Origin of the sequence: Streptomyces sp. NPDC007901 (assembly GCF_042959465.1) — a bacterium.
Lineage (GTDB): Bacteria > Actinomycetota > Actinomycetes > Streptomycetales > Streptomycetaceae > Streptomyces.
Genome location: NZ_JBIBKW010000002.1, coordinates 321,301 through 341,220, shown reverse-complemented (window position 1 = coordinate 341,220; position 19,920 = coordinate 321,301). Strand labels below are relative to the sequence as shown.

Here is a 19,920-nt window from a genome sequence, read left to right as displayed (position 1 = left end):
CAGGTCGGGCAGGGCGGGCAGCGGAGCGTCGGCGGTGAGGGCGACGGCGAGGGAGACCGGGTCCATGGCGGTGGCCTTGAGGCGCTTCGCGGTGAAGGTGACCAGTGGGAGCTTCCGGCCGGTGAAGTCCGCGCTCGCCACATCGGCGTAGAGGGTGCCCTCGCCGTCCCGCACGGTGGCCCGCACCGCGCTCAGCCTCGGATCGAGACCGTGCTCGCCGGTGAAGCGGATCGCGCCGGTGAAGCTCGCGGTCAACTCACCCTAGAGGAGCGGTTGCTGTCGGACGTTTACGACCAGCCCGTCGAGGCATTCCCGCATCCGCGGACCGCGGCGGTCGTCGTCGCGCCGAAGCGATGCACTTGACCTTCCCTTTACCTCTCCTTGGCGCCACTTTTAAGCCGCCGAGATCAAGCCGTGCCTGTGATCTTTCCGTGTCTGGTGAATCACACCCCGCACGGGTATGAGTGAGGTAAGCCTCAGGTAAGTTAGGCCAGCCTCACCACATCATCACCCTCGCTGGGAGCCTGCATGCGTGCCGTCCGACTCACCGTCACCGCCGCCGCCACCGCGGCGGCTCTGACCGCCCTCTCGGCCTGCACGGCGAAGAGCGACGCCAAGGACGGTGACGCGATCAAGGTCACCGCCGCCGACTCGAAGTGCGAGACGTCCACCAAGTCCGTTCCCGCCGGGCACGTCACGCTCGCCATCGAGAACACCGGCTCCAAGGCCACCGAGGTCGAGATCCTCTTCCCGGACGACCGGATCGTGTCCGAGAAGGAGAACATCGGGCCGGGGACGAAGTACACGCTCACCGCCGAGGTGAAGGCGGGGTCGTACGAAATAGCCTGCCGGCCCGGGATGAAGGGGCACGGCGTGCGGCAGAAGCTGACCGTCACCGGCTCCGGCACCGTCGCCAAGCGCAACCCGGCGCTCGACAAGGCCGTCGCCGCCTACCGCGAGTACGCGCAGGAGCAGGCCGACGCCACCGTCCCGCTCGCCGAGGTCTTCGCCAAGGCCGTCAAGGCCGGTGACCTCGCGGCCGCGCAGAAGGCGTACTCCCCCTCGCGGCTCGGCTGGGAGCGCACCGAGCCGATCGCCGAGTCCTTCGGTGACATCGACCCGAAGACCGACACCCGCGCCGACGGCCTGGAAGAGGGCCAGAAGTGGACCGGCTGGCACCGCCTGGAGAAGTCCCTGTGGGCGGACAAGAAGATCGGCGCCACCGAGGCGGCCCTCGCCGACCAGCTCGTCACCGACCTGAAGGACTGGCAGCAGCGGGTCGGCAAGGCCGAGATCACCCCGACCTCCATGGCCAACGGCGCCAAGGAACTCCTCGACGAGGTCGCCACCGGCAAGGTCACCGGTGAGGAGGACCGTTACTCCCACACCGACCTGGTCGACTTCAAGGCCAACGTCGAGGGCGCGCAGAAGGCGTACGAGCTGCTCAAGCCGGTCGCCCAGAAGAACGACCAGGCCCTGACCACCGAGCTGGACAAGCAGTTCGCGGCGCTGAACACGCTGCTCGACAAGTACCGCTCGGACAAGACGTCCTACGACTTCGTGTCGTACGACAAGGTCACCAAGGACCAGCGCAAGGAGCTGTCCGACGCGGTCAACGCCCTCGCGGAGCCGCTGTCGAAGCTCGCCGCGGCCGTGGTGAAGTAGGGGGTCGGGAGATGAGCGAGAACACGACTCCCTCGCGTCGGGCGGTCATCGGCTGGGGCGGGGCCGGGCTCGCGCTCGGGGCCGCCGTGGCCGGGGGCGCGGTGGCGATGGCGCAGGCCGGCGACGACCTGGACCCGGCCGCCGCCGAGACCGGTGGCGCCGTCGCGTTCCACGGCGCCCACCAGGCGGGGATCGCCACGGCCGTCCAGGACCGGCTGCACTTCGCCGCGTTCGACGTGAAGACCGACGACCGGGACGGGTTCGTCCAGCTGCTGAAGGACTGGACGGCCGCCGCCCGGCGGATGACCGCGGGCCAGGCGGTCGGCGAGGGCGCGTACGGCGGGCTCGCCGAGGCGCCGCCGGACGACACCGGCGAGGCCCTCGGGCTCAAGCCGTCCCGGCTGACGCTGACGATCGGCTTCGGGCCGTCCCTCTTCGAGAAGTTCGGGCTGGCCGGGCAGCGGCCCGCCGCGCTCGTCGACCTGCCGAAGTTCCCCGGCGAGAACCTCGACAAGAGCCGTACCGGCGGCGACCTCTGCATCCAGGCCTGCGCCGACGATCCTCAGGTCGCCGTGCACGCCATCCGCAACCTCGCCCGGATCGGCTTCGGCAAGGTCGCCATCCGCTGGTCCCAGCTCGGCTTCGGGAAGACCTCCTCGACGACCCCCGACGCCCAGACCCCCCGCAACCTCATGGGGTTCAAGGACGGCACCCGCAACATCGCGGGGACCGAGACCGACCGGCTGAAGAAGTTCGTGTGGGTCGGGGAGGGGGACGGGTCGGACTGGATGACCGGGGGGTCGTATCTCGTCGCCCGGCGCATCCGCATGAACATCGAGACCTGGGACCGGACCTCGCTCCAGGAGCAGGAGGACGTCTTCGGGCGGGACAAGGGAGAGGGCGCGCCGGTCGGCAAGGCGAAGGAGCACGACGAGCCGTTCCTGAAGGCGATGAAGCCGGACGCCCATGTGCGGCTGGCGCACCCGGACTCCAACGGCGGGATCACCATCCTGCGCCGGGGTTATTCGTTCACCGACGGCACCGACGGGCTCGGGCGGCTCGACGCCGGTCTGTTCTTCCTGGCCTACATGCGGGACGTGGGCAAGGGGTTCGTCCCGCTGCAGCGCAGGCTGTCCGCGTCCGACGCGCTCAACGAGTACATCCAGCACGTGGGTTCGGCCGTCTTCGCCGTCCCGCCGGGCGTCCGGGACAAGGACGACTGGTGGGGCCGGACGCTGTTCTCCGGGTCCTCCGAGTCCGCCAAGGGGGCGTGAGCCGTGTTCTCCAACTACCTGATCGGGCTGCGGGAAGGGCTGGAGGCCTCGCTCGTCGTCTGCATCCTCATCGCCTATCTGGTCAAGACCGGGCGCACGGACGCCCTGCGGCCGATCTGGATCGGCATCGGCGTGGCGGTGCTGATCGCCATGGGCTTCGGGTGCGCGCTCGAATTCGGTTCCCAGGAGCTGACGTTCCAGGCGCAGGAGGCGCTCGGCGGATCCCTGTCCGTCGTCGCGGTCGGCCTGGTGACGTGGATGGTGTTCTGGATGCGGCGCACCGCCCGGCATCTCAAGTCGGAGCTGCACGGCAAGCTGGACGCGGCCCTCGCGATGGGCACGGGTGCGCTGGTCGCCACCGCGTTCCTCGCCGTCGGCCGCGAGGGACTTGAGACCGCCCTGTTCGTGTGGGCGTCCGTGCACGCGGCCAGTGACGGCACCCCGCGCCCGCTGATCGGTGTGGCGCTGGGCCTGGCCACCGCGGTGTTCCTGGGGTGGCTGTTCTACCGGGGTGCGCTGCGGATCAACCTCGCCAAGTTCTTCACCTGGACCGGCGGGATGCTGGTCGTGGTCGCGGCGGGCGTGCTGGCGTACGGCTTCCACGACCTCCAGGAGGCCGACTGGATCCCGGGGTTGACCGACCAGGCCTTCGACATCAGCGACACCATCCCGCCGGACAGCTGGTACGGGACGCTGCTGAAGGGCGTGTTCAACTTCCAGCCGGACCCGACCGTGCTCCAGGTCACGGTGTGGCTGCTGTACCTGGTCCCGACGCTCGCACTCTTCTTCGCCCCGGTAGGGTTCGCCTCCGGGAAGGGGAAGGTGAAGGCACCTGATGACGCACCTGACGACCAGGGATCGCGGCCCTCGACGGCTCCGCAGGCGTGACCGGACCGCACTCCTGGCGGTCTCGCTGACCGTCATGGCACTGTCGGCCAACGGCTGCGTGGTGGTGCACGGGGAGCGCGAGGTGCTCCCCGCCACCACCCGCGCCGAGGCCGCCAAGGCGCTCAAGCAGTTCACGGACGCGTACAACAAGGCCGACCAGGCCTACGACAGCTCCCTGGACGCGGACTACACGACCGGCGCCCTCGCCGACATCGACTCCGCGCGCCTGAAGGCCGGGCACGCCAACAGCCCGAGCGGCAACTCCGGCCACTCGGACCTGGAGTTCGACGACGTCACGTACACCATCCCGAAGAAGGCCGGCTGGCCCCGCTGGTTCGTCGCCGACGCGCACGGCAACAAGGGCGGCGACGACCGCTGGCTGCTGGTCTTCACCCGTGACAGCCTCTCCGAGCCGTTCCAGGTGGCGTATCTGACGCTGCTCGCCCCGGACTCCGTACCGAAGTTCACCACCGACAAGGACGGCTGGGCGGAGGCCGTACCGGCGAACAGCGCCCAACTGGCCGTCTCCCCCGGTGATCTGAGCCAGGACTACGCCACGTATCTGAAGAGCGGCTCCACGGTCTTCGCGGACGGCGCGCACACCAGCGGCTGGCGCACGGACCGCGAGAAGTCGACCAAGCCGGGCCTGGCCACCCAGTACATCGACGAGCCGCTGACCGCCGGCGACTACGCGCCGCTCGCGCTGCGCACCACCGACGGCGGGGCGCTGGTGTTCTTCACCACCCGTTACTACGCCAAACAGACCGCGGCCGCGGGCACCTCGGTGCCGACGCCGAACCAGGGCGTCAAGGCCCTCACCAAGGGCGAGATCAAGCAGTCGCTGACGATGCAGTTCGTCTCGAACCAGGTCGCGCTGGACCCGGCGGGCACCGGGAAGGTGTCGGTCCTGGGGCGGATCCAGGGACTCACCTCCGCGGAGGGGTCCTAACCCCTCAGCGGCCAGGCGGCGCCCACCTGGTCGGCCTCCTCGCCCGCGTGCCGGGCGCAGGCGTCGGTGAGGATCTCCAGGAGGCTCAGCGGGTCGGGCAGCGCGTGCTCGGGGCCGCGTACCCAGTGCACCCGCTGCTCGTCGTCACCGGGGAGCCGGGCGGGTGGTACGAGGACGTACGACCCCCGGCAGTGCCAGCGCAGGCCCGGGTGCTCGTCCATGGTCTCGGGGTGGCAGTCCAGCTCGCAGGGCCACCACTCGTCCTCGTCCTCGGGGGTGCCGCGGGTGAGGGTGAAGAACAGCAGCCGGCCGTCGTCGCTCTCGGCGACGGGACCGACCTCGACACCGCTCGCGAGCAGCCGCTCCAGCGCCTGCCGGCCGGCCTCCAGGGGCACGTCGAGGACGTCGTGGGTCATGCCGGTCGCGGTGATGAAGTTGGCCTGCGGCTGGTGCCGGGCCCAGCGTTCGATCTGGGCGCGGTCGGTGGTGGACTGCGTCTGCCAGGCGAACGACACCGGGTGCCGGGCGGGCGTCGGACAGCCGACGCGGTCGCAGGAGCAGCCGTAGCCGGGCGCGGGGTACGCGGCGGGGGCCAGCGGGAGGCCCGCCCCGGCGGCGGCGAGCAGCAGGGCCTCACGGCCGCCGTCGTCGGTGGCGGCGGCTGCCTTGGCGCGCCGTCCGAGCAGCCACTGGGAGAGTTTGCCCTGCCGGCCGGTCCGGCCGCCGAACGTCGCGCTCATCTATCGCCTCGCCTCGCTGTGGTCCCGACAGGATGCCTTATGGCCCCATCTGGGTGCGAAGCGGGGTACCTGGGGCGGTGACCGGGGCGATGGCCGGAGCAATGGCCGGGGGCGGTGTCAGCGGGGCGGCCACGCGTCGCCCCAGTCCGCGTCCCGGGCCGCCTTGTACAGGTCGCCGTGGCGTTTGGTGACCGTCGTGCGGCGCAGCTGCTCGTCGGGCTCGCACAGGTCGAGCAGGACCTGGCCCTTGCGGATCTGGGGCCGCCGGACCACCCGGGCCGGGGCAGGGACCGGCGAGAAGCGGGTGGCGGCCACATAGCTGAACTTCTCGTCCTCGTAGGCCAGCGACCCGCCCTTGACCTGGCGGTGCAGGGAGGAACGGCTGACCCGGGCCGAGAAGTGGCACCAGTCCGTGCCGGGGACGATCGGGCAGGCCGCGCTGTGCGGGCAGGGGGCGGCGATGTGGAAGCCGGCGGCGATCAGGCGGTCCCGGGCCTCGATGATCCGGGCGTAGCCGGCGGGCGTGCCGGCCTCGACGATCACCACGGCCTGCGCGGCGGCCGCGGCGGCGTCGACGAGGGCCGTGCGGCCGGCCTCGTCGAGTTCGTTGAGGACGTACGACACCGTGACGAGATCAGTGCTCTCGATGGTGAGCGCCGCTCCGATCCGAGAGCGCTGCCACTTCGCGTCCCGCAGCGCCGGGTTGGCGGCGGCGATCTCCCGGCCCAGGGCCAGCGCCGGCTCGGCCCAGTCGAGGACCGTCACCGGCCTGGTGCCGACCCAGGTGTCGGTCACCGCCCAGGTCGCCGCGCCCGTCCCGCCGCCGACGTCCACATGGCTCCCCGGCACCCATCCCTCCGGCACCGCGTCGGCGAACGCGTCCAGCGCGGACCGTACCGCCTCGAAGGTCGCAGGCATCCGGTACGCCGCGTACGCCACCACGTCGGCCCGGTCCCGCAGGATCGGCGCGTCGGTCGGGGTGGCCCCGCGGTAGCTGGCGATCAGCCGTTCGACGGCCGAGGCGGCCTGCTTCGGCGGGAGCCCGTCGAGGAGCGCCGACAGGGTGGCGCGGAGCCGGTCGGCCGGGGACAGGGAGCCCTGGGGTGCGGGGTGGTTCACCCGGCGATTGTATGGACCGCCCGGGCCAGCCGGGTCGCCGCGGCGGCCCGGGGGGCGCTGTCGCCGGGCCGGCGGCGCGGATGCACGGTGTTGGTCAGCAGCACCAGGAACGTGTCCGACGCCCGGTCCAGCACCAGGCTGGTCCCGGTGAACCCGGTGTGGCCCGCCGCGCCCCGCCCCGCGAGCTCGCCCATGAACCACGGCTGGTCCACGAGGAAGCCGAGGCCGGGCGGGGCCAGCAGCAGGTCCACGAAGTCGGGGCCGAGGATCCGCGCCGGGCCGTACGCGCCGCCCGCGAGCAGCGCACGGCAGAAGACCGCCAGGTCGCGAGCGGTGGAAAAGAGGCCCGCGTGCCCGGCCACCCCGCCCAGCGCCCAGGCGTTCTCGTCGTGCACCACGCCCCGCAGCATCCCCCGGTCCGTCTTGGCCCAGGGCCGCCGCTGGTCCTCGGTGGCCGCGGCGCCCGGGCAGGGGCCGAAGTCGGTGGCGTGCATGCCGAGCGGGCGGGTGATGCCCTCGCGGACCAGGACGTCGAGGGGGCGGCCGGTGATCCGCTCCAGGACGTACTGGAGCAGCAGCATGTTCAGGTCCGAGTAGCGGTAGGCGCCGGGCGCGCTGCTCGGTGCCTCGGCCCGGAGCAGGTCGAGGCGGGCCGGGTCGTCGGGGCAGTCGTAGAGCGGGAGTTCGGGGCGCAGGCCGGAGGTGTGGGTGAGGAGCTGGCGGACGGTGATGCCGTGCACGGCGGCCGCGTGGAAGTCGGGGAGGTAGGCGCCGACCCGGGCGTCGATGCCGAGGGTGCCGCGTTCCAGTTGCTGCACGGCGGCGACCGCGGTGAAGAGCTTGGTGAGGGAGGCCAGGTCGAAGGGGGTGTCGACGGTCATCGGGACCCGGGCGGCGGGCGGCAGTTCGACACCCGCGTCGGAACCGGGGTCGTACCGGGACCAGCGCACGGCCCAGCCGGCCGCCTCCTGCACGGCGATCACGGGCCCGCGCCCGGCGACCACGACGGCACCGGTCGCCCACGGCCGCGCGCCGGCGGTGAGGTCGTGCACCTCGCGGACGAGGTGTCTGAGTTCCGCGGGGTCGAGCCCGGCCCTTTCCGGTGTCTCGACGCGCAGTCTCGGTACGCTCAGCTCCCCGCTCCCTCCGTCCCCGTACGTGTGTTCCCACGTACTGCCCAGGGACGGCACATTCCCACGAAGCAGGCCAGTGCCACCAGTGCCCCCGCCAGTTGGACGATCGCCATGGGCACCGCGGTTCTCTCCCCGGCGATCCCGACCAGCGGCGAGGCGATCGCGCCGACCAGGAACGAGGTGGTGCCGAGCAGCGCGGACGCGGAGCCGGCGGCGTGCCGGGTGCGCAGCAGGGCGAGGGACTGGGCGTTCGGAAGGGTGAGGCCCATCGTGGACATCAGGACGAAGAGTGCGGCGGCGACGGGGGCCAGACCGACCGGGCCGAAGGCACCGGCCGACATCAGCAGCAGGGCGGTCGCCGCGAGGACGGTCACCACCAGCCCCGCGCCCAGCACCTTGTCCAGGCTGACCCGGCCGACCAGCACCTTGCCGTTGACCTGCCCGGCGATCACCAGACCGACCGAGTTGAGCCCGAAGAGCAGGCTGAAGGTCTGCGGGGAGGCGCCGTAGATCTCCTGGATCACGAACGGGGATGCGGATATGTAGGCGAACAGCGCGGCGAAGGCGAAGCCGCCGGTGAGCATGTAGCCGGTGAAGGGGAGGTCGGCGAGGAGGGCGCGCATGGCGCGTACGGCGGTGGCCGCGCCCCCGGCGTGCCGGTCGGCGGCCGGGAGGGTCTCCGGCAGCTTCGCCCACACCACCGCGGCGAGCACGGCGCCGACGCCCGTCAGCACGACGAACACGCCCCGCCAGTCCGTCACCCGCAGGATCTGCCCGCCGATCAGCGGCGCGACGATCGGGGCGACCCCGGAGACCAGCATCAAGGTGGAGAAGAAGCGGGCCATGGCGACCCCGTCGTAGAGGTCGCGTACGACGGCCCGTGCGATGACGATGCCGGCCGCGCCCGCGAGGCCCTGGGCGAGCCGGAAGGCGACCAGGGTCTCGACGTTCGGCGCGAGCGCGCACAGGGCGGTGGCGACGATGTACACGGCGAGGCCGGTCAGCAGCGGGCGGCGGCGGCCCCAGCGGTCGCTCATCGGGCCCACGACCAGCTGGCCGAGGGCCATGCCGGCGAGGCAGGCGGTGAGGGTGAGCTGGACGGTCGCGGCGGGGGCGTGCAGGGAGCGGGTGACCTCCGGCAGGGAGGGGAGGTACATGTCCATCGCGAGCGGGGGTGTCGCGGTGAGCCCGCCGAGCACGAGGACGAGGAGGAGTCCGGCCCGGCGGGCAGCGGGCGGCGCGGCGGTACCAGTACCGGTGGCAGTGGTTCCGGTGGCGGTGGTTTTCGGGGGTACGGCGGTCTCCTGCGTGTCCGATGTCGGCGGTGCCGGCTGCTCGGGCATTGCCCCTCGCTCTCTTGGTGGGTCGCGCGCTCGCTGATTCCCTTGCTTGGTGAACCCCGATGTCCGCCACCTATGCTCTCAGCTCGTACAGACTGCCTGGAAACACATGAGCGAGGGTGGGGCGGCCGGGATGGCTGATCAGAGGGTGCGATGGGGGATCCTGGCGACCGGCGGGATCGCGGCCGCGTTCGCGGCGGACCTGGTGGACCTGCCGGACGCGGAGATCACGGCGGTGGCCTCCCGGTCGGCGGAGTCGGCGGAGGCGTTCGCGGAGCGGTTCGGGATCGGCCGGGCGTACGGCGACTGGGAGTCGCTGGCCCGGGACGAGGAGATCGACGTCGTGTACGTCGCCACTCCGCACTCGGCGCACCGGGCGGCCGCCGGGCTCTGCCTGGAGGCGGGGCGCAACGTGCTGTGCGAGAAGGCGTTCACGCTCAACGGGCGGGAGGCCGAGGAACTCGTCGCGCTGGCCAAGGAGCACGACCGCTTCCTGATGGAGGCGATGTGGACGTACTGCAACCCGCTGGTGCGGCGGCTGACGGCGCTGGTCGCGGACGGGGCGATCGGGGAGGTGCGGACGGTCCAGGCGGACTTCGGCCTGGAGGGTCCGTTCCCGCCGGCGCACCGGCTGCGGGACCCGGCGCTGGGCGGGGGCGCGCTCCTCGACCTGGGCGTGTACCCGGTGTCGTTCGCGCATCTGCTGCTCGGTGAGCCGGACGGGATGTCGGCGCAAGCGGTGCTCTCGGAGGAGGGCGTCGATCTCCAGACGGGTGCACTGCTCTCCTGGGAGAGCGGCGCTCTCGCGATGGTGCACTGCTCCATCGTCGGCGGCACCGGCACCAGCGCCTCGATCACCGGCTCGCGCGGCCGGATCGACATCCCCGACGGCTTCTTCCACCCCGAACGCTTCGTCCTGCACCGCGACGGCCGCGACCCGCAGGAGTTCGTCATGGACCCGGCCGACGGCCCGCGCAACACCCTTCGCCACGAGGCCCGCGAGGTCATGCGCGCCCTACGCGCCGGCGAGAAGCAGTCCCCCCTCGTCCCCCTCGACGGCACCCTCGCCGTCATGCGCACCCTCGACACCCTCCGGGGGCAGATCGGCGTGCACTACCCCGCAGAGGCGTAAGCAATAGCGCCCCTTCAGGGGCGCGGGGCTGTGTCTGATATGCGGCTCCGCCGCGTGGGCACGACCAGCCACGACGACGCCGCACCCGACCGACGACCCAACCCGGCGCCACCCGACACAGCGCCTACGCTGCGCCCCATGAATGCCAACCAATCAAAAGTCGCGATCGTCACCGGCGCCGGTTCCGGCATCGGCCGCGCCGTCGCCGTCGAGTTGCTCCGGGCCGGCTGGTCGGTGGCCCTGGCCGGCCGCCGGTCGGGGCGGCTGGCGGAGACGGCCGCGCTGGTGCCCGAGGGCGCCTGTGTCGCCGTCCGCACCGACGTGTCGGAACCGGCGGACGTCGACGCGCTGTTCGAGGAGGCCGTGGACCGGTTCGGGCGGGTGGACCTGCTGTTCAACAACGCGGGGACCTTCGGGCCCGGCGGGGTGCCGGTGGAGGACCTGCCCTACGAGGCGTGGCGGCACGTCGTGGACACCAACCTCAACGGGACGTTCCTGTGCGCGCAGGCGGCGTTCCGGCAGATGAAGGAGCAGGAGCCGCGGGGCGGGCGGATCATCAACAACGGGTCGGTCTCGGCGCACACGCCCCGTCCGCGGTCCGTCGCCTACACCGCGACCAAGCACGCGCTGACCGGCCTCACCAAGGCGCTGTCCCTGGACGGGCGGCCGTACGACATCGCGGTGGGGCAGATCGACATCGGCAACGCGGCCACCGACATGACGGCCCGGATGCAGGTCGGCGCGCTCCAGGCGAACGGGGAGGTCGCCCCGGAACCCGTGATGGACGTCGCCGACGTGGCGCGGACCGTGCGGCACATGGCGGAGCTGCCGCTGGGGGCGAACGTGCAGTTCGCGACGGTGCTGGCGACGGCGATGCCGTACGTCGGGCGGGGCTGACCCGCCGTTCAGCCGGAGTCTCCGCAATCTATACAAGCGGAATCCCAACCTCCGCGGTATTGCGGCCGGTAACGAGCCTATGCTCGACACTTCTCCACCAGAACTTCACACTTGGAGCTCTGGGATTCCGCTGACCATACCGAGGGGGGAGGCGGCAGCCGTTCCACCGGACCGGAGTGGGGGTGGACCCGCGTGGGACCGCGGGTACGCACCGGTGGGTGGAGCGGCTGCCGCGTGACGTCAGCCGGCCTGCGGGTCGCCCGGACCGTCCAGGTCGGCGGTCTTGCGCCCGCTGCGCCGACGCAGTGCCCACGCCCCCGCGCCCAGCAGCGCGAGCGTCCCCGCCCCGCCCTCCGCGAGCCGCCACGGCGACGGGCCGGAGGACGTCGAACCGGCCGCACCCGTCCCGGCCGCCCCCGCGGCACCCTTGCCCTTCGACGGCGAGGGGCTCGCGCTCGCCCCGCCCTCGCTCAGCGGATCGACCAGCAACCCCACCGACTGCGCCGAACTGCCCTTGCCGAAGCCCCAGTCGAGCAGCGCGGCGGTCTCCTCGTACACGGCGTTGCTGCCGCTGGCCGGGTGCATCACGGTGACCAGCAGGGTGCGGCCGTCCCGGGTGGCGGCGCCGGTGAAGGTGTTGCCGGCGTTGCTGGTGTAGCCGTTCTTGACGCCGAACAGGCCCTTGTACGTGTCCAGGCCCCAGGAGCCGGTGAGCAGGCGGTCGGTGTTCTGGATCTGGAAGGTCTTCTTGCCGCCCGCCGGGAAGTCCGCGGTCTTCGTGCCGCAGTAACCCCGGAACTCGTCGTCCTTCAGGCCGTGCCGGGCGAAGAGCGTCAGGTCGTACGCGGACGACAGCTGCCCCTTGTGGTCGAAGCCGTCCGGGCTGACCACATGGGTGTCCAGGGCCTGCAGGTCGACCGCCTTGGCCTGCATCTCGGCGACGGTCTTCGCGATGCCGCCGTTCATGTGGGACAGCACGTGCACGGCGTCGTTGCCGGAGCGCAGGAAGACGCCCTGCCAAAGCTGCTCGACGGTGTAGGTGAGGCCGGGCTTGATGCCGACCAGGCTGGAGCCGGAGGGGACGTCGGAGATGTCGGAGTCCTTGACCCTGTAGCGCCCGCTCCGCTCGAACTTCTTCAGCACGGTGTCCGCGAACAGCATCTTCAGCGTGGACGCGGGCGCCAGCCGCCGGTGCGCGTTGCAGGAGGCCAGCACCTCCCCGCTCGTGCAGTCGGCGAGCAGCCAGGCCCGGGCGGTGATCTTCTTGGGCAGGCCGGTGGCGCCGCGCACCTGTATGCCGCCGCGGGCCAGTCGCTCGCCGCCTATGACCGTGGCGGCGGAGGCGGGGGCGGCCGCGGAGATCTCCGCGGAGAGGGGGAGAGCGGCGGCCGTCAGTCCGAGGGCGGCACGCCGGGTCAGCCGAGAGGAATCGCGCATCCCGGGACCGTACACCGCAGGCCAGTGGGGCTACCTGGCAGTACCCCCTCCCCCTGCCAGGAATTTGCTGTCTTATGAAAGTTTGCTAAGACCTCGCCGTTTCTCAGCTCTGGCACATCTTTTACCCAGGTCGACTCAAAGGTTTCTCCCTAGCTTGAGCCCGCGCCCACAGCGGGCGCCAAGAACCTTCGAGGAACGGGATGTTTGGCATCTATCTCAAGCGCGAGCTGGGCCGCAGAAAGAAGGCGGCCCTGGTCATCGCACTGGGTCTGGCGCTCGGTATCGCGCTGGTCATCACGGTCAGCTCCGTGTCGGCCGGTATGTCCAAGGCGCAGGACAAGGTCCTCCAGTCGCTCTACGGTCTCGGCACCGACATGACGGTGACCAAGGCCCAGTCGGCGCCCACCTCGGGCAGCTCCGGCGGTCCGAGCTTCAAGTTCGACGCCAAGTCGAGCAGCAGTTCCAAGCAGAGTTCGGACCGCGTGATGACTCAGGGCGGTCAGGCTCTGAAGTCGTCCCTGGTCACCAAGGTCGCCGACCAGAAGGGCGTGGAGAGCGCGGTCGGAGCGCTCTCCCTCAACGTCACCAAGGTCAACGGCTCCTTCACCCAGGGCAAGGCGCAGAGCAGCTCGGGCTCCAGCTCCAGCTCCAGCTCCAGCAACGGCGGCGGCCAGGGGCAGCCGGGCAGCGGTACCTCCACCGGCCAGCCGCAGGTCCAGGGCGGCGGCGCCAACTTCAACGTGAACAGCTACTCGGTGGTCGGCGTCGACGTCGCCCACCAGGGCCTCGGCCCGCTGGCCTCGATGAAGATCACCTCGGGCAAGACCTTCACCTCGGCGCAGACCAGCGCCAAGGTCGCGCTGGTCAGCAAGTCGTACGCCAAGGAGAAGAAGTACAAGGTCGGCTCGACCTTCAAGATCTCCGGCACCAAGTTCACGGTCATCGGCATCGTGACCCCGGACAGCAGCGAGTCCACCACCGACCTGTTCGTCCCGCTGAAGCTCGCCCAGACCCTCGGTGACGCCAAGAACGAGGTCACCACGATCTACGTCAAGGCGACCGACTCGAAGCAGATCTCCACCGTGAAGAAGGAGATCCAGTCGAACATCTCGGGTACGACGGTCACCACCTCCGCCGACCTGGCGTCCACCGTCTCCGGTTCCCTCTCCACCGCCTCCAGCCTCGCGACCAGCGTCGGCAAGTGGCTGTCCATCGCGGTGCTCGCGGCGGCCTTCCTGGTGGCGGCCCTGCTGACCTCCTCCGCGGTCTCCCGCCGGGTGCGTGAGTTCGGCACCCTGAAGGCGCTCGGCTGGCCCTCGCGCAACGTGACCCGTCAGGTCGTCGGCGAGTCCATCGTCAACGGTCTGGTCGGCGGCGCCCTCGGTATCGCCCTCGGCGTCGGCGCGGCCTACGCGGTCACCGCGATCAGCCCGAAGCTCACCGCCCAGCTCGGCTCCACCGGCGGCGGTGGCGGCGGCATGGGCGGCGGCCCGGGCGGCGGCGGTCCCGGCCAGCAGTCCGCCCAGAACACCCTGGAGATCGCGCTCACCGCGCCCGTCTCCCTGACCACCATCGCCCTCGCCGTCGGCCTCGCGGTCACCGGCGGTCTGATCGCCGGCGCGATGGGCGGCTGGCGCGCCTCGCGGATGCGTCCGGCCGACGCCCTGCGCAGCGTCTCCTGACCCCCCGCCCCCCTTGACCGGGGCGCCGCCTCCGATCCCCCCGGGACGCGGCGCCCCACCTCACTCAGCACCCAGTGGAGAACCCATGTACAGACTCACCGGAGTCACCAAGCGCTACACGCGGGGCAAGGAGACGGTCGAGGCGCTGCGCGACATCGACCTGACCATCGAGGACGGCGACCAGCTCGTCATCCAGGGCCCCACCGGCGGCGGCAAGTCGACGCTGCTGCAGATGATCGGCGGCCTGGACCGCCCGACCGAGGGCAGCGTCCTGCTGGACGACGTCGACCTCGCCAAGGTCAGCGAGACCAAGCTGACCCGGCTGCGCGCCGAGAAGATCGGCATCATCTTCCAGGCGTTCAACCTCATCCCGACGCTCACCGCCCAGGAGAACGTCGAGACCGCCCTCGTCCCGCTCGGCGTCAAGCCGGCCGAGCGCCGCGAGCGCGCCGCCGAGGCCCTGCGCTCCGTCGGCCTCGGCGAGCGCCTCGGGCACGCCCCCGCCGAGCTCTCCGGCGGCCAGCAGCAGCGTGTCGCGATCGCCCGCGCGCTGGTGAAGAAGCCGAAGGTGCTGCTCGCCGACGAGCCGACCGGCAACCTCGACGAGGGCACCCGCGACGACATCATGGCCCTGCTCGAAGGCCTGTGGCACGAGTACGGGCTGACCTTCATCATGGTCACCCACGACTCCTCCATCGCCCGCCGCGCCCCGCGCCTGGCCACCATCAAGGCCGGCCAGATCACCCTCACCGAGCAGGGCGGCGGACAGCGGTACGCGCAGCAGGCGGCGGGGCACGGCCGGCAGCCGTACGTGCAGCAGCACGGGGGCGGCCAGGGTTACTGACCGTCGGACGTGAGCGGCCCGGGGCCGCTCACCGCTTGAGGAGCCGGTCGATCTCGGCCGTCTGCTCGGCGGTGAGCGGCCCCTTCGCGAGCGCGCCGGCGTTCTGCTCGGCCTGGGCGACGGACCGGAAGCCGGGGATCGGGAGGGTGCGCGGACCACGGGCCCAGATCCAGGCGAGGGCGCCCTGGGCGAGGGTCCGCCCGCCGCTGGTGAGGACCTCGCGGACGGCCTCGATCCGCTCGACCCACTCGGGGTCGGCCCCGGCCCCGGCCCCGAAGCCGGGCAGCCAGGCCGGCGGCCTGCTCCGGATGTCCCCGGCCCCGGCCGCCGCCCGCCGCCCCGCGAGCAACCCCATGGCCAGCGGGCCGCGGTTGATGCCGGCCAGCTCCAGCTCCTCGCTCAGGGCGGTGAGTTCAGGCGCGTCCTGGAGCACGTTGAGGGTGTACTGCACGGCCGTGCAGTGCGGCCCCTCGGCGAAGACGGCGGCGCGGGCCGGGTCGTCGGTGCTCCAGCCGTAGCCGCGGATCAGCCCCTCCCCCACCAACTCCTCGCAGACATCGCGGAGTTCGGCGGCACGGACCGGGTCGCCGTCGGAGATGTGGAACTGGTAGAGGTCGACGTGGTCGGTGCCGAGGCGGCGCAGGGATGCGGTGAGGGCGCGGCGGACGTAGGCCGGGGAGTCGTCCTGGCCGACGGACGTACGGGTCTCCTCGTCGAAGACGTTGCCCCACTTGGTGGCGATGACGACCTCGTCCCGCCGCTTGCCGAGGGCACGGCCGAGGACGCGCTCGCTGTGCCCGGTGCCATAGGTGTCGGCGGTGTCGAAGAAGGTGACGCCGAGGTCGAGGGCGCGGTGGATGGCCCGTACGGACTCCTCGTCGTCGACCTTGCCCCAGCCGAGCGGCTGCCCGCTCGGGTCCTGCCACTCACCGCCGATGGCCCAGCAGCCGAAGCCGAGCGCGCTGACGCGGATGCCGGAACGTCCCAGGGTCCTGGTGGTGCTGTCGGTTTCCATGCCCGAGACGCTAGGAGTTGGAGCGCACCCGAAGACAAGCGAATTGCCGGACCTGTTGTCGGGGGGCCAGACCGCCCGCCCTAGCCGATGCCCAGGACGGGCAGGCATTCCTCGACGCCGGTCAGCTCGATGTCGTCCCGGCGGATCCCTTCCCACACGTCCCGGGTGAGCCGCCACTGCTGGATCCGCGCGGGCTCGCCGCGGCGGGTGTCCCAGTCCGTGCCGTTCGGTTCATAGCCCAGACCGCGGGAGACCCGGTTGGACGCCTCGTTGTCGACGAAGGCGTCGCTGCCGGCCTCGCGCGCGCCCAGCCCGGCGAAGGCCAGGTGCAGGATCGCCGCCCGCATCTCCCTGCCGAGCCCCAGCCCGCGGCTGCCGGGCGCCAGCCACGAGAAGCTGGACACCGTGCCGAACCGGGCGAAGTCCCTGCCGACGAGGTCCTGCATGCCGACCGGTTCACCGTCGACGAGCACGGCGAAGTACAGCCGCCACGCATCCGGGCTCACCCGGGCGCGACCGGCCCACACGGCCCGCAGCCATCGCCACTCGCGGTCCGGGCTGTCGGCGTAGAACGAGCTCGGATCGTCGAACGGCCACGGCTCGACGTCGGCGACCCCGGCCCGCACGAGCGGCACCAGCCGTTCCAGCAGTTCGTCGGAGGCACCGGCCAACGTCAGCCGCGGCGTGCGGACTTCGACGTTCAGCGGTGGATAGGTGTGAGCCACGCCCGGACGGTAGCCAGCCCGCCGGGCCGCCGCATCCGGTTTTCCGCGGCCTAGGCCTGCCCGGTCTCGAAGCGGGAGATGCGGCCGTCGGTGTCGACGGTGAAGTCCCAGCGGGTGACCATCTCGCCCCAGGTGTCGTTGCGGTAGTGGGCGAGGAGGGAGCGGCCGCCGTTGGACTCGTTGTCGACGTCGATGTGGCCGTTGGAGGAGAAGATCTCCCGGTCGATCCACTCGTCGAGGTTCCGGTCGGAGCCGTCGTCCGCCATGGTGGCGTCCGGGGAGAGCAGGTCGAGGAAGCTCTCGCGGTCGTGGGAGTTGAGGGCGGTGACGAAGGCCCGCACGGCCGGATCGCTGAGCTTGTCCGTTTTGATGGTCATGCCGGTCAGCCTCACACCGCCGCCGGGGCTCCGCCACCCGAACGGCGGCGCGGACGGGCCGTTGGGGTGGGGCGGATGCGACGGTGGAGACCCGTGATCCGCAGTCGCCGATGGGAGCCACCGTGAGCTGTTACGACCGACGAGACGTGGGCCTGCTGCTGCTCCGGCTGGGGACCGGCGGGGTGCTGGCGGCGCACGGCGCGCAGAAGCTGTTCGGCTGGTTCGGCGGGGGCGGGATCGAGGGCACGGGCCAGTTCATGGAGTCGGTCGGGTACGCGCCCGGGCGGCAGAGCGCGATGGCGGCGGGGCTGGCGGAGGCGGGCGGCGGGACGCTGCTGGCGCTGGGCCTTGCGACCCCGGCGGCGGGGGCCGCGGCGGCCGGCGCGATGGCGGGCGCGGCCGCGCTGCACATGCCCAACGGGTTCTTCGCGGCGGAGGGCGGCTACGAGTACGCGGCGAGTCTGGGCCTGACCGCGGCGGGCCTGGCCGTCTCCGGTCCCGGCCGGCTCTCCCTGGACCACGCGTTCGGGCATGTCTTCGACCGGGGCTGGATGGTCCCTGCGGCGCTGGGTGTGACGGCGGCGGTGACGGCAGTCGTGATCGGGGCGCGGAACCAGCGGGTGCGGCGGGAGAAGGAGGGCGAGCAGGAGGCGCTGTTCGAGGAATGACCGCGGGCCGGGGCAGACTTCCGGTCATGACGGAACAGCGGACGACACCGCCTGCGCAGGACCCGGACATCTGGACCTCCGTCGAGGACCTGTGGACCTGGCTGGACGCCCACCGCGCACACGACGGCGACACCGGCCTCGTGCTGCGCATGCTGAAGCTCACCGAGGAGGTCGGCGAGGTCGCCCAGGCGGTGATCGGCGCGACCGGCCAGAACCCCCGCAAGGGCGTCACCCACACCTGGGAGGACGTGCAGGGCGAGCTCTGCGACGTGGTGATCACGGCACTGGTGGCGCTGCGGACGCTCACGCCGGACACGCGAGGGGTGTTCGAGCGGCACCTCGCCGGGGTGCGGGAGCGCTCGCTGGGCCCGGCCGCGCCCTAGCGGGAACGCTCGACGCTCCACCGGGGCAGCCGTTCGAAGAAGTCGACCGCCTCGCTCCGCCATCTCGGACGCCAGCCGGCGGCCACCAGGGTGGCCTGTTCCGCGTGGTCGCGCATCCGCGCGCGCAGCCAGGCGGCCACCCCGCGCTCCTCGGCGAGCTCCCGGATCGTGGCGATCGTCGCCGCCGTACAGGCGGGGTCTCCGAGCGCGCTCTCCACCACGGAGCGGTCCGTCCCCTCGAGGGAGGAGAGCAGGGCGGTCACCAGATAGCTGCGCTTGCCGTCGCGGATGTCGGTGCCGGTGGGCTTGCCCATCTCCGATCCGTCCCCGAACAGGTCCAGGTAGTCGTCCCGCAGTTGCGCGCAGATCCCGACCAGTCGCGCGTAGCGCCGCAACTCCCCTTTGTGGTGCGCCGGTTGTTCGCCGGCCGCCAGCAGGCCCAGTTCCAGGGGCGCCAGCAGCGAGTAGCGGGCGGACTTGAAGTCCGCGACCTGGTGCAGGACTTCGGTGTCCGGGAGCTGCTCGGTGACATCGCGTTCCAGGTCGACGACCTGGCCCAGGATCGTCTCGGCCGCCGCCCTGGTGTGGGCCTCGGTCATGGCCTGCCGGACCGGCGGGGACACCGGCGCGTCGAGCAGTGCCCGCAGGGAGAGGGCCAGCGCGAGGTCGCCCGCGAGCACGGTGAGCGCGAGCGCCGTCCGGGGCCGGCCGGGGAACCGCTCGCGGTAGGCGTAGTAGGTCGAGGGGCCGCCGCGCCGGGTGGGGCTGTCGTCGATGAGGTCGTCGTGGATCAGGCCGTGGGTGTGCAGCAGTTCGAGGCTCAGGGCCGCCTGTTCCAGTCCGGCCACGGGCCCGTCCGTCACCAGCCGGGCCGCCTCGTGCAGGATCACCACGCGGATCCGTTTGCCGCCCCGCAGGGACAACTCCCGCAGCAGTTGCAGGCATTCGGGGGTGAATCTGCCGTACGACGGTGTGTCGAGGGCACCGTCCAGGGAGCCGAAGTACTCCTCGAAGAGCCTCTCGAAGCCCTGGGTGTGCCCGGCCAGACGGGCCGTCAGAGGGGCGGTGACACCGTCGGTGTCGGGCATGGGCGGGAGCTCCTGAGGAGGGCGCGCGAACAGGGACGTCCATGATGCGCGACGGGACGCCGATCTCCCGCATCCCGGCACCGGCCGGTCCGGCGCCGGCGGGCCTCAGGGGGCGGCGGCCCGGTCGATGGTCACGCGGAGGTGTTTCATGAGGGGCCGGCCGCTCTGTTCGGTTCATCTTCATGATCGCCCGCGGCCCGTCCACGAGCGCCCGCTCCCGCACGAGGAACTTCCCCACGCTCTTGGCGGCGCCCCAGCCGGCGGCCGGGTGGTGGTACGGATGGAAGAACGGCTCCCCCTCGGGCCGGGGCCCCACCCGGGCCTCGACCCCGTCCCCCGCTCCCGGGTTCCTGCGCCCGTGCCCGCTTCTGCTCGTCGTGAGAGGTGCTCACGGCTCTCACCCTTCACCGTCGAGAGCGCACACCGCCGGACCCGACGGCGTCCTTTGCCATGCTAGGCACGCCGGTCGGGCAGGGCGAGGCGAGCGGGCCGCGGTGCGCGACAGGTACGGGCGGACACGGACCGTCACGGCCGTGCGCCCCCCGCTGTCCGGGACGGCCCGGG

The 19,920-nt window shown here is 72.0% G+C and carries 19 protein-coding genes and 1 pseudogene; 10 read left to right on the top strand and 10 right to left on the bottom strand.

Annotated elements, in window-relative coordinates:
- Nucleotides 1-39 precede the first annotated feature (39 nt).
- Nucleotides 40-255, bottom strand: a pseudogene (locus tag ACFZDK_RS07300) (HtaA domain-containing protein); the annotation flags it as partial.
- Between the two features lie 273 nt (nucleotides 256-528).
- On the opposite strand from ACFZDK_RS07300, the gene efeO reads away from it, so the two are divergent.
- From efeO to ACFZDK_RS07280, 4 genes are read left to right on the top strand one after another with little or no spacing between them, the layout of a single operon-like run.
- Nucleotides 529-1,665 carry an iron uptake system protein EfeO gene (efeO, locus tag ACFZDK_RS07295; RefSeq protein WP_390970640.1) on the top strand — a complete coding sequence of 379 codons (1,137 nt, stop codon included), beginning with the start codon at nucleotides 529-531 and terminating at the stop codon, nucleotides 1,663-1,665.
- An 11-nt stretch (nucleotides 1,666-1,676) separates the two neighbouring features.
- Nucleotides 1,677-2,939: an iron uptake transporter deferrochelatase/peroxidase subunit gene (efeB, locus tag ACFZDK_RS07290; RefSeq protein WP_390970638.1), complete on the top strand. Its 1,263-nt coding sequence runs from the start codon at nucleotides 1,677-1,679 to the stop codon at nucleotides 2,937-2,939.
- A gap of 3 nt (nucleotides 2,940-2,942) precedes the next feature.
- Nucleotides 2,943-3,827: an iron uptake transporter permease EfeU gene (efeU, locus tag ACFZDK_RS07285; RefSeq protein WP_390970636.1), complete on the top strand. Its 885-nt coding sequence runs from the start codon at nucleotides 2,943-2,945 to the stop codon at nucleotides 3,825-3,827.
- Entirely contained in the window at nucleotides 3,775-4,776 is a 1,002-nt protein-coding gene (locus ACFZDK_RS07280) for a hypothetical protein (protein ID WP_390970634.1), read from the top strand. Before efeU ends, ACFZDK_RS07280 begins: the two co-directional genes overlap by 53 nt.
- On the opposite strand, the gene ACFZDK_RS07275 is transcribed toward ACFZDK_RS07280, so the two are convergent.
- The 4 genes from ACFZDK_RS07275 to ACFZDK_RS07260 form a co-directional block, all read right to left on the bottom strand.
- On the bottom strand, nucleotides 4,773-5,516 hold the full coding sequence (locus ACFZDK_RS07275; protein ID WP_390970632.1) for a bifunctional DNA primase/polymerase: 744 nt from the start codon (nucleotides 5,514-5,516) through the stop codon (nucleotides 4,773-4,775). The genes ACFZDK_RS07280 and ACFZDK_RS07275 overlap by 4 nt on opposite strands.
- Nucleotides 5,517-5,633: 117 nt before the next feature.
- Nucleotides 5,634-6,635, bottom strand: coding sequence for a small ribosomal subunit Rsm22 family protein (locus tag ACFZDK_RS07270; RefSeq protein ID WP_390970630.1), 1,002 nt, complete (start codon nucleotides 6,633-6,635; stop codon nucleotides 5,634-5,636).
- Nucleotides 6,632-7,825, bottom strand: a complete 1,194-nt coding sequence (locus tag ACFZDK_RS07265; RefSeq protein WP_390970628.1) for a serine hydrolase — start codon at nucleotides 7,823-7,825, stop codon at nucleotides 6,632-6,634. Before ACFZDK_RS07265 ends, ACFZDK_RS07270 begins: the two co-directional genes overlap by 4 nt.
- Entirely contained in the window at nucleotides 7,765-9,111 is a 1,347-nt protein-coding gene (locus ACFZDK_RS07260) for a Bcr/CflA family efflux MFS transporter (protein WP_390970627.1), read from the bottom strand. Before ACFZDK_RS07260 ends, ACFZDK_RS07265 begins: the two co-directional genes overlap by 61 nt.
- A gap of 130 nt (nucleotides 9,112-9,241) precedes the next feature.
- Between ACFZDK_RS07260 and ACFZDK_RS07255 the strand changes: the two genes are divergently transcribed.
- Nucleotides 9,242-10,240 carry a Gfo/Idh/MocA family oxidoreductase gene (locus tag ACFZDK_RS07255; RefSeq protein ID WP_390970625.1) on the top strand — a complete coding sequence of 333 codons (999 nt, stop codon included), beginning with the start codon at nucleotides 9,242-9,244 and terminating at the stop codon, nucleotides 10,238-10,240.
- 138 nt (nucleotides 10,241-10,378) lie between these two features.
- Nucleotides 10,379-11,137 carry an SDR family NAD(P)-dependent oxidoreductase gene (locus ACFZDK_RS07250; RefSeq protein WP_390970623.1) on the top strand — a complete coding sequence of 253 codons (759 nt, stop codon included), beginning with the start codon at nucleotides 10,379-10,381 and terminating at the stop codon, nucleotides 11,135-11,137.
- A 240-nt stretch (nucleotides 11,138-11,377) separates the two neighbouring features.
- Here the strand turns inward: ACFZDK_RS07250 and ACFZDK_RS07245 are convergent, their stop codons facing one another.
- Nucleotides 11,378-12,574 (bottom strand): D-alanyl-D-alanine carboxypeptidase family protein, encoded by a 1,197-nt coding sequence (locus tag ACFZDK_RS07245; protein ID WP_390970621.1) that lies wholly within the window; start codon nucleotides 12,572-12,574, stop codon nucleotides 11,378-11,380.
- A gap of 200 nt (nucleotides 12,575-12,774) precedes the next feature.
- Here ACFZDK_RS07245 and ACFZDK_RS07240 point away from each other — a divergent pair, with 200 nt between their 5' ends.
- Nucleotides 12,775-14,256 carry an ABC transporter permease gene (locus ACFZDK_RS07240; protein ID WP_390970619.1) on the top strand — a complete coding sequence of 494 codons (1,482 nt, stop codon included), beginning with the start codon at nucleotides 12,775-12,777 and terminating at the stop codon, nucleotides 14,254-14,256.
- A gap of 85 nt (nucleotides 14,257-14,341) precedes the next feature.
- Nucleotides 14,342-15,100 (top strand): ATP-binding cassette domain-containing protein, encoded by a 759-nt coding sequence (locus ACFZDK_RS07235; RefSeq protein WP_390970617.1) that lies wholly within the window; start codon nucleotides 14,342-14,344, stop codon nucleotides 15,098-15,100.
- 28 nt (nucleotides 15,101-15,128) lie between these two features.
- Here ACFZDK_RS07235 and ACFZDK_RS07230 read toward each other — a convergent pair whose 3' ends face one another.
- From ACFZDK_RS07230 to ACFZDK_RS07220, 3 genes are all read right to left on the bottom strand, one after another.
- The gene (locus ACFZDK_RS07230; RefSeq protein WP_390970615.1) at nucleotides 15,129-16,115 is read right to left on the bottom strand and encodes an aldo/keto reductase; all 987 of its coding nucleotides are present in this window, start codon (nucleotides 16,113-16,115) and stop codon (nucleotides 15,129-15,131) included.
- An 80-nt stretch (nucleotides 16,116-16,195) separates the two neighbouring features.
- Nucleotides 16,196-16,840, bottom strand: coding sequence for a GNAT family N-acetyltransferase (locus ACFZDK_RS07225; protein WP_390970613.1), 645 nt, complete (start codon nucleotides 16,838-16,840; stop codon nucleotides 16,196-16,198).
- 50 nt (nucleotides 16,841-16,890) lie between these two features.
- A complete protein-coding gene (locus ACFZDK_RS07220) occupies nucleotides 16,891-17,217 on the bottom strand; it encodes a nuclear transport factor 2 family protein (protein ID WP_390970611.1) in 327 nt (108 codons plus the stop codon).
- A gap of 122 nt (nucleotides 17,218-17,339) precedes the next feature.
- Between ACFZDK_RS07220 and ACFZDK_RS07215 the strand changes: the two genes are divergently transcribed.
- The gene (locus ACFZDK_RS07215) at nucleotides 17,340-17,885 is read left to right on the top strand and encodes a DoxX family membrane protein (protein ID WP_390970609.1); all 546 of its coding nucleotides are present in this window, start codon (nucleotides 17,340-17,342) and stop codon (nucleotides 17,883-17,885) included.
- Nucleotides 17,886-17,911: 26 nt separating this feature from the next.
- Nucleotides 17,912-18,268 carry a MazG-like family protein gene (locus ACFZDK_RS07210; RefSeq protein WP_390970607.1) on the top strand — a complete coding sequence of 119 codons (357 nt, stop codon included), beginning with the start codon at nucleotides 17,912-17,914 and terminating at the stop codon, nucleotides 18,266-18,268.
- On the opposite strand, the gene ACFZDK_RS07205 is transcribed toward ACFZDK_RS07210, so the two are convergent.
- Nucleotides 18,265-19,356 carry a polyprenyl synthetase family protein gene (locus ACFZDK_RS07205; protein ID WP_390970605.1) on the bottom strand — a complete coding sequence of 364 codons (1,092 nt, stop codon included), beginning with the start codon at nucleotides 19,354-19,356 and terminating at the stop codon, nucleotides 18,265-18,267. The two genes, ACFZDK_RS07210 and ACFZDK_RS07205, sit on opposite strands and share 4 nt — an antisense overlap.
- Nucleotides 19,357-19,920: the final 564 nt, after the last annotated feature.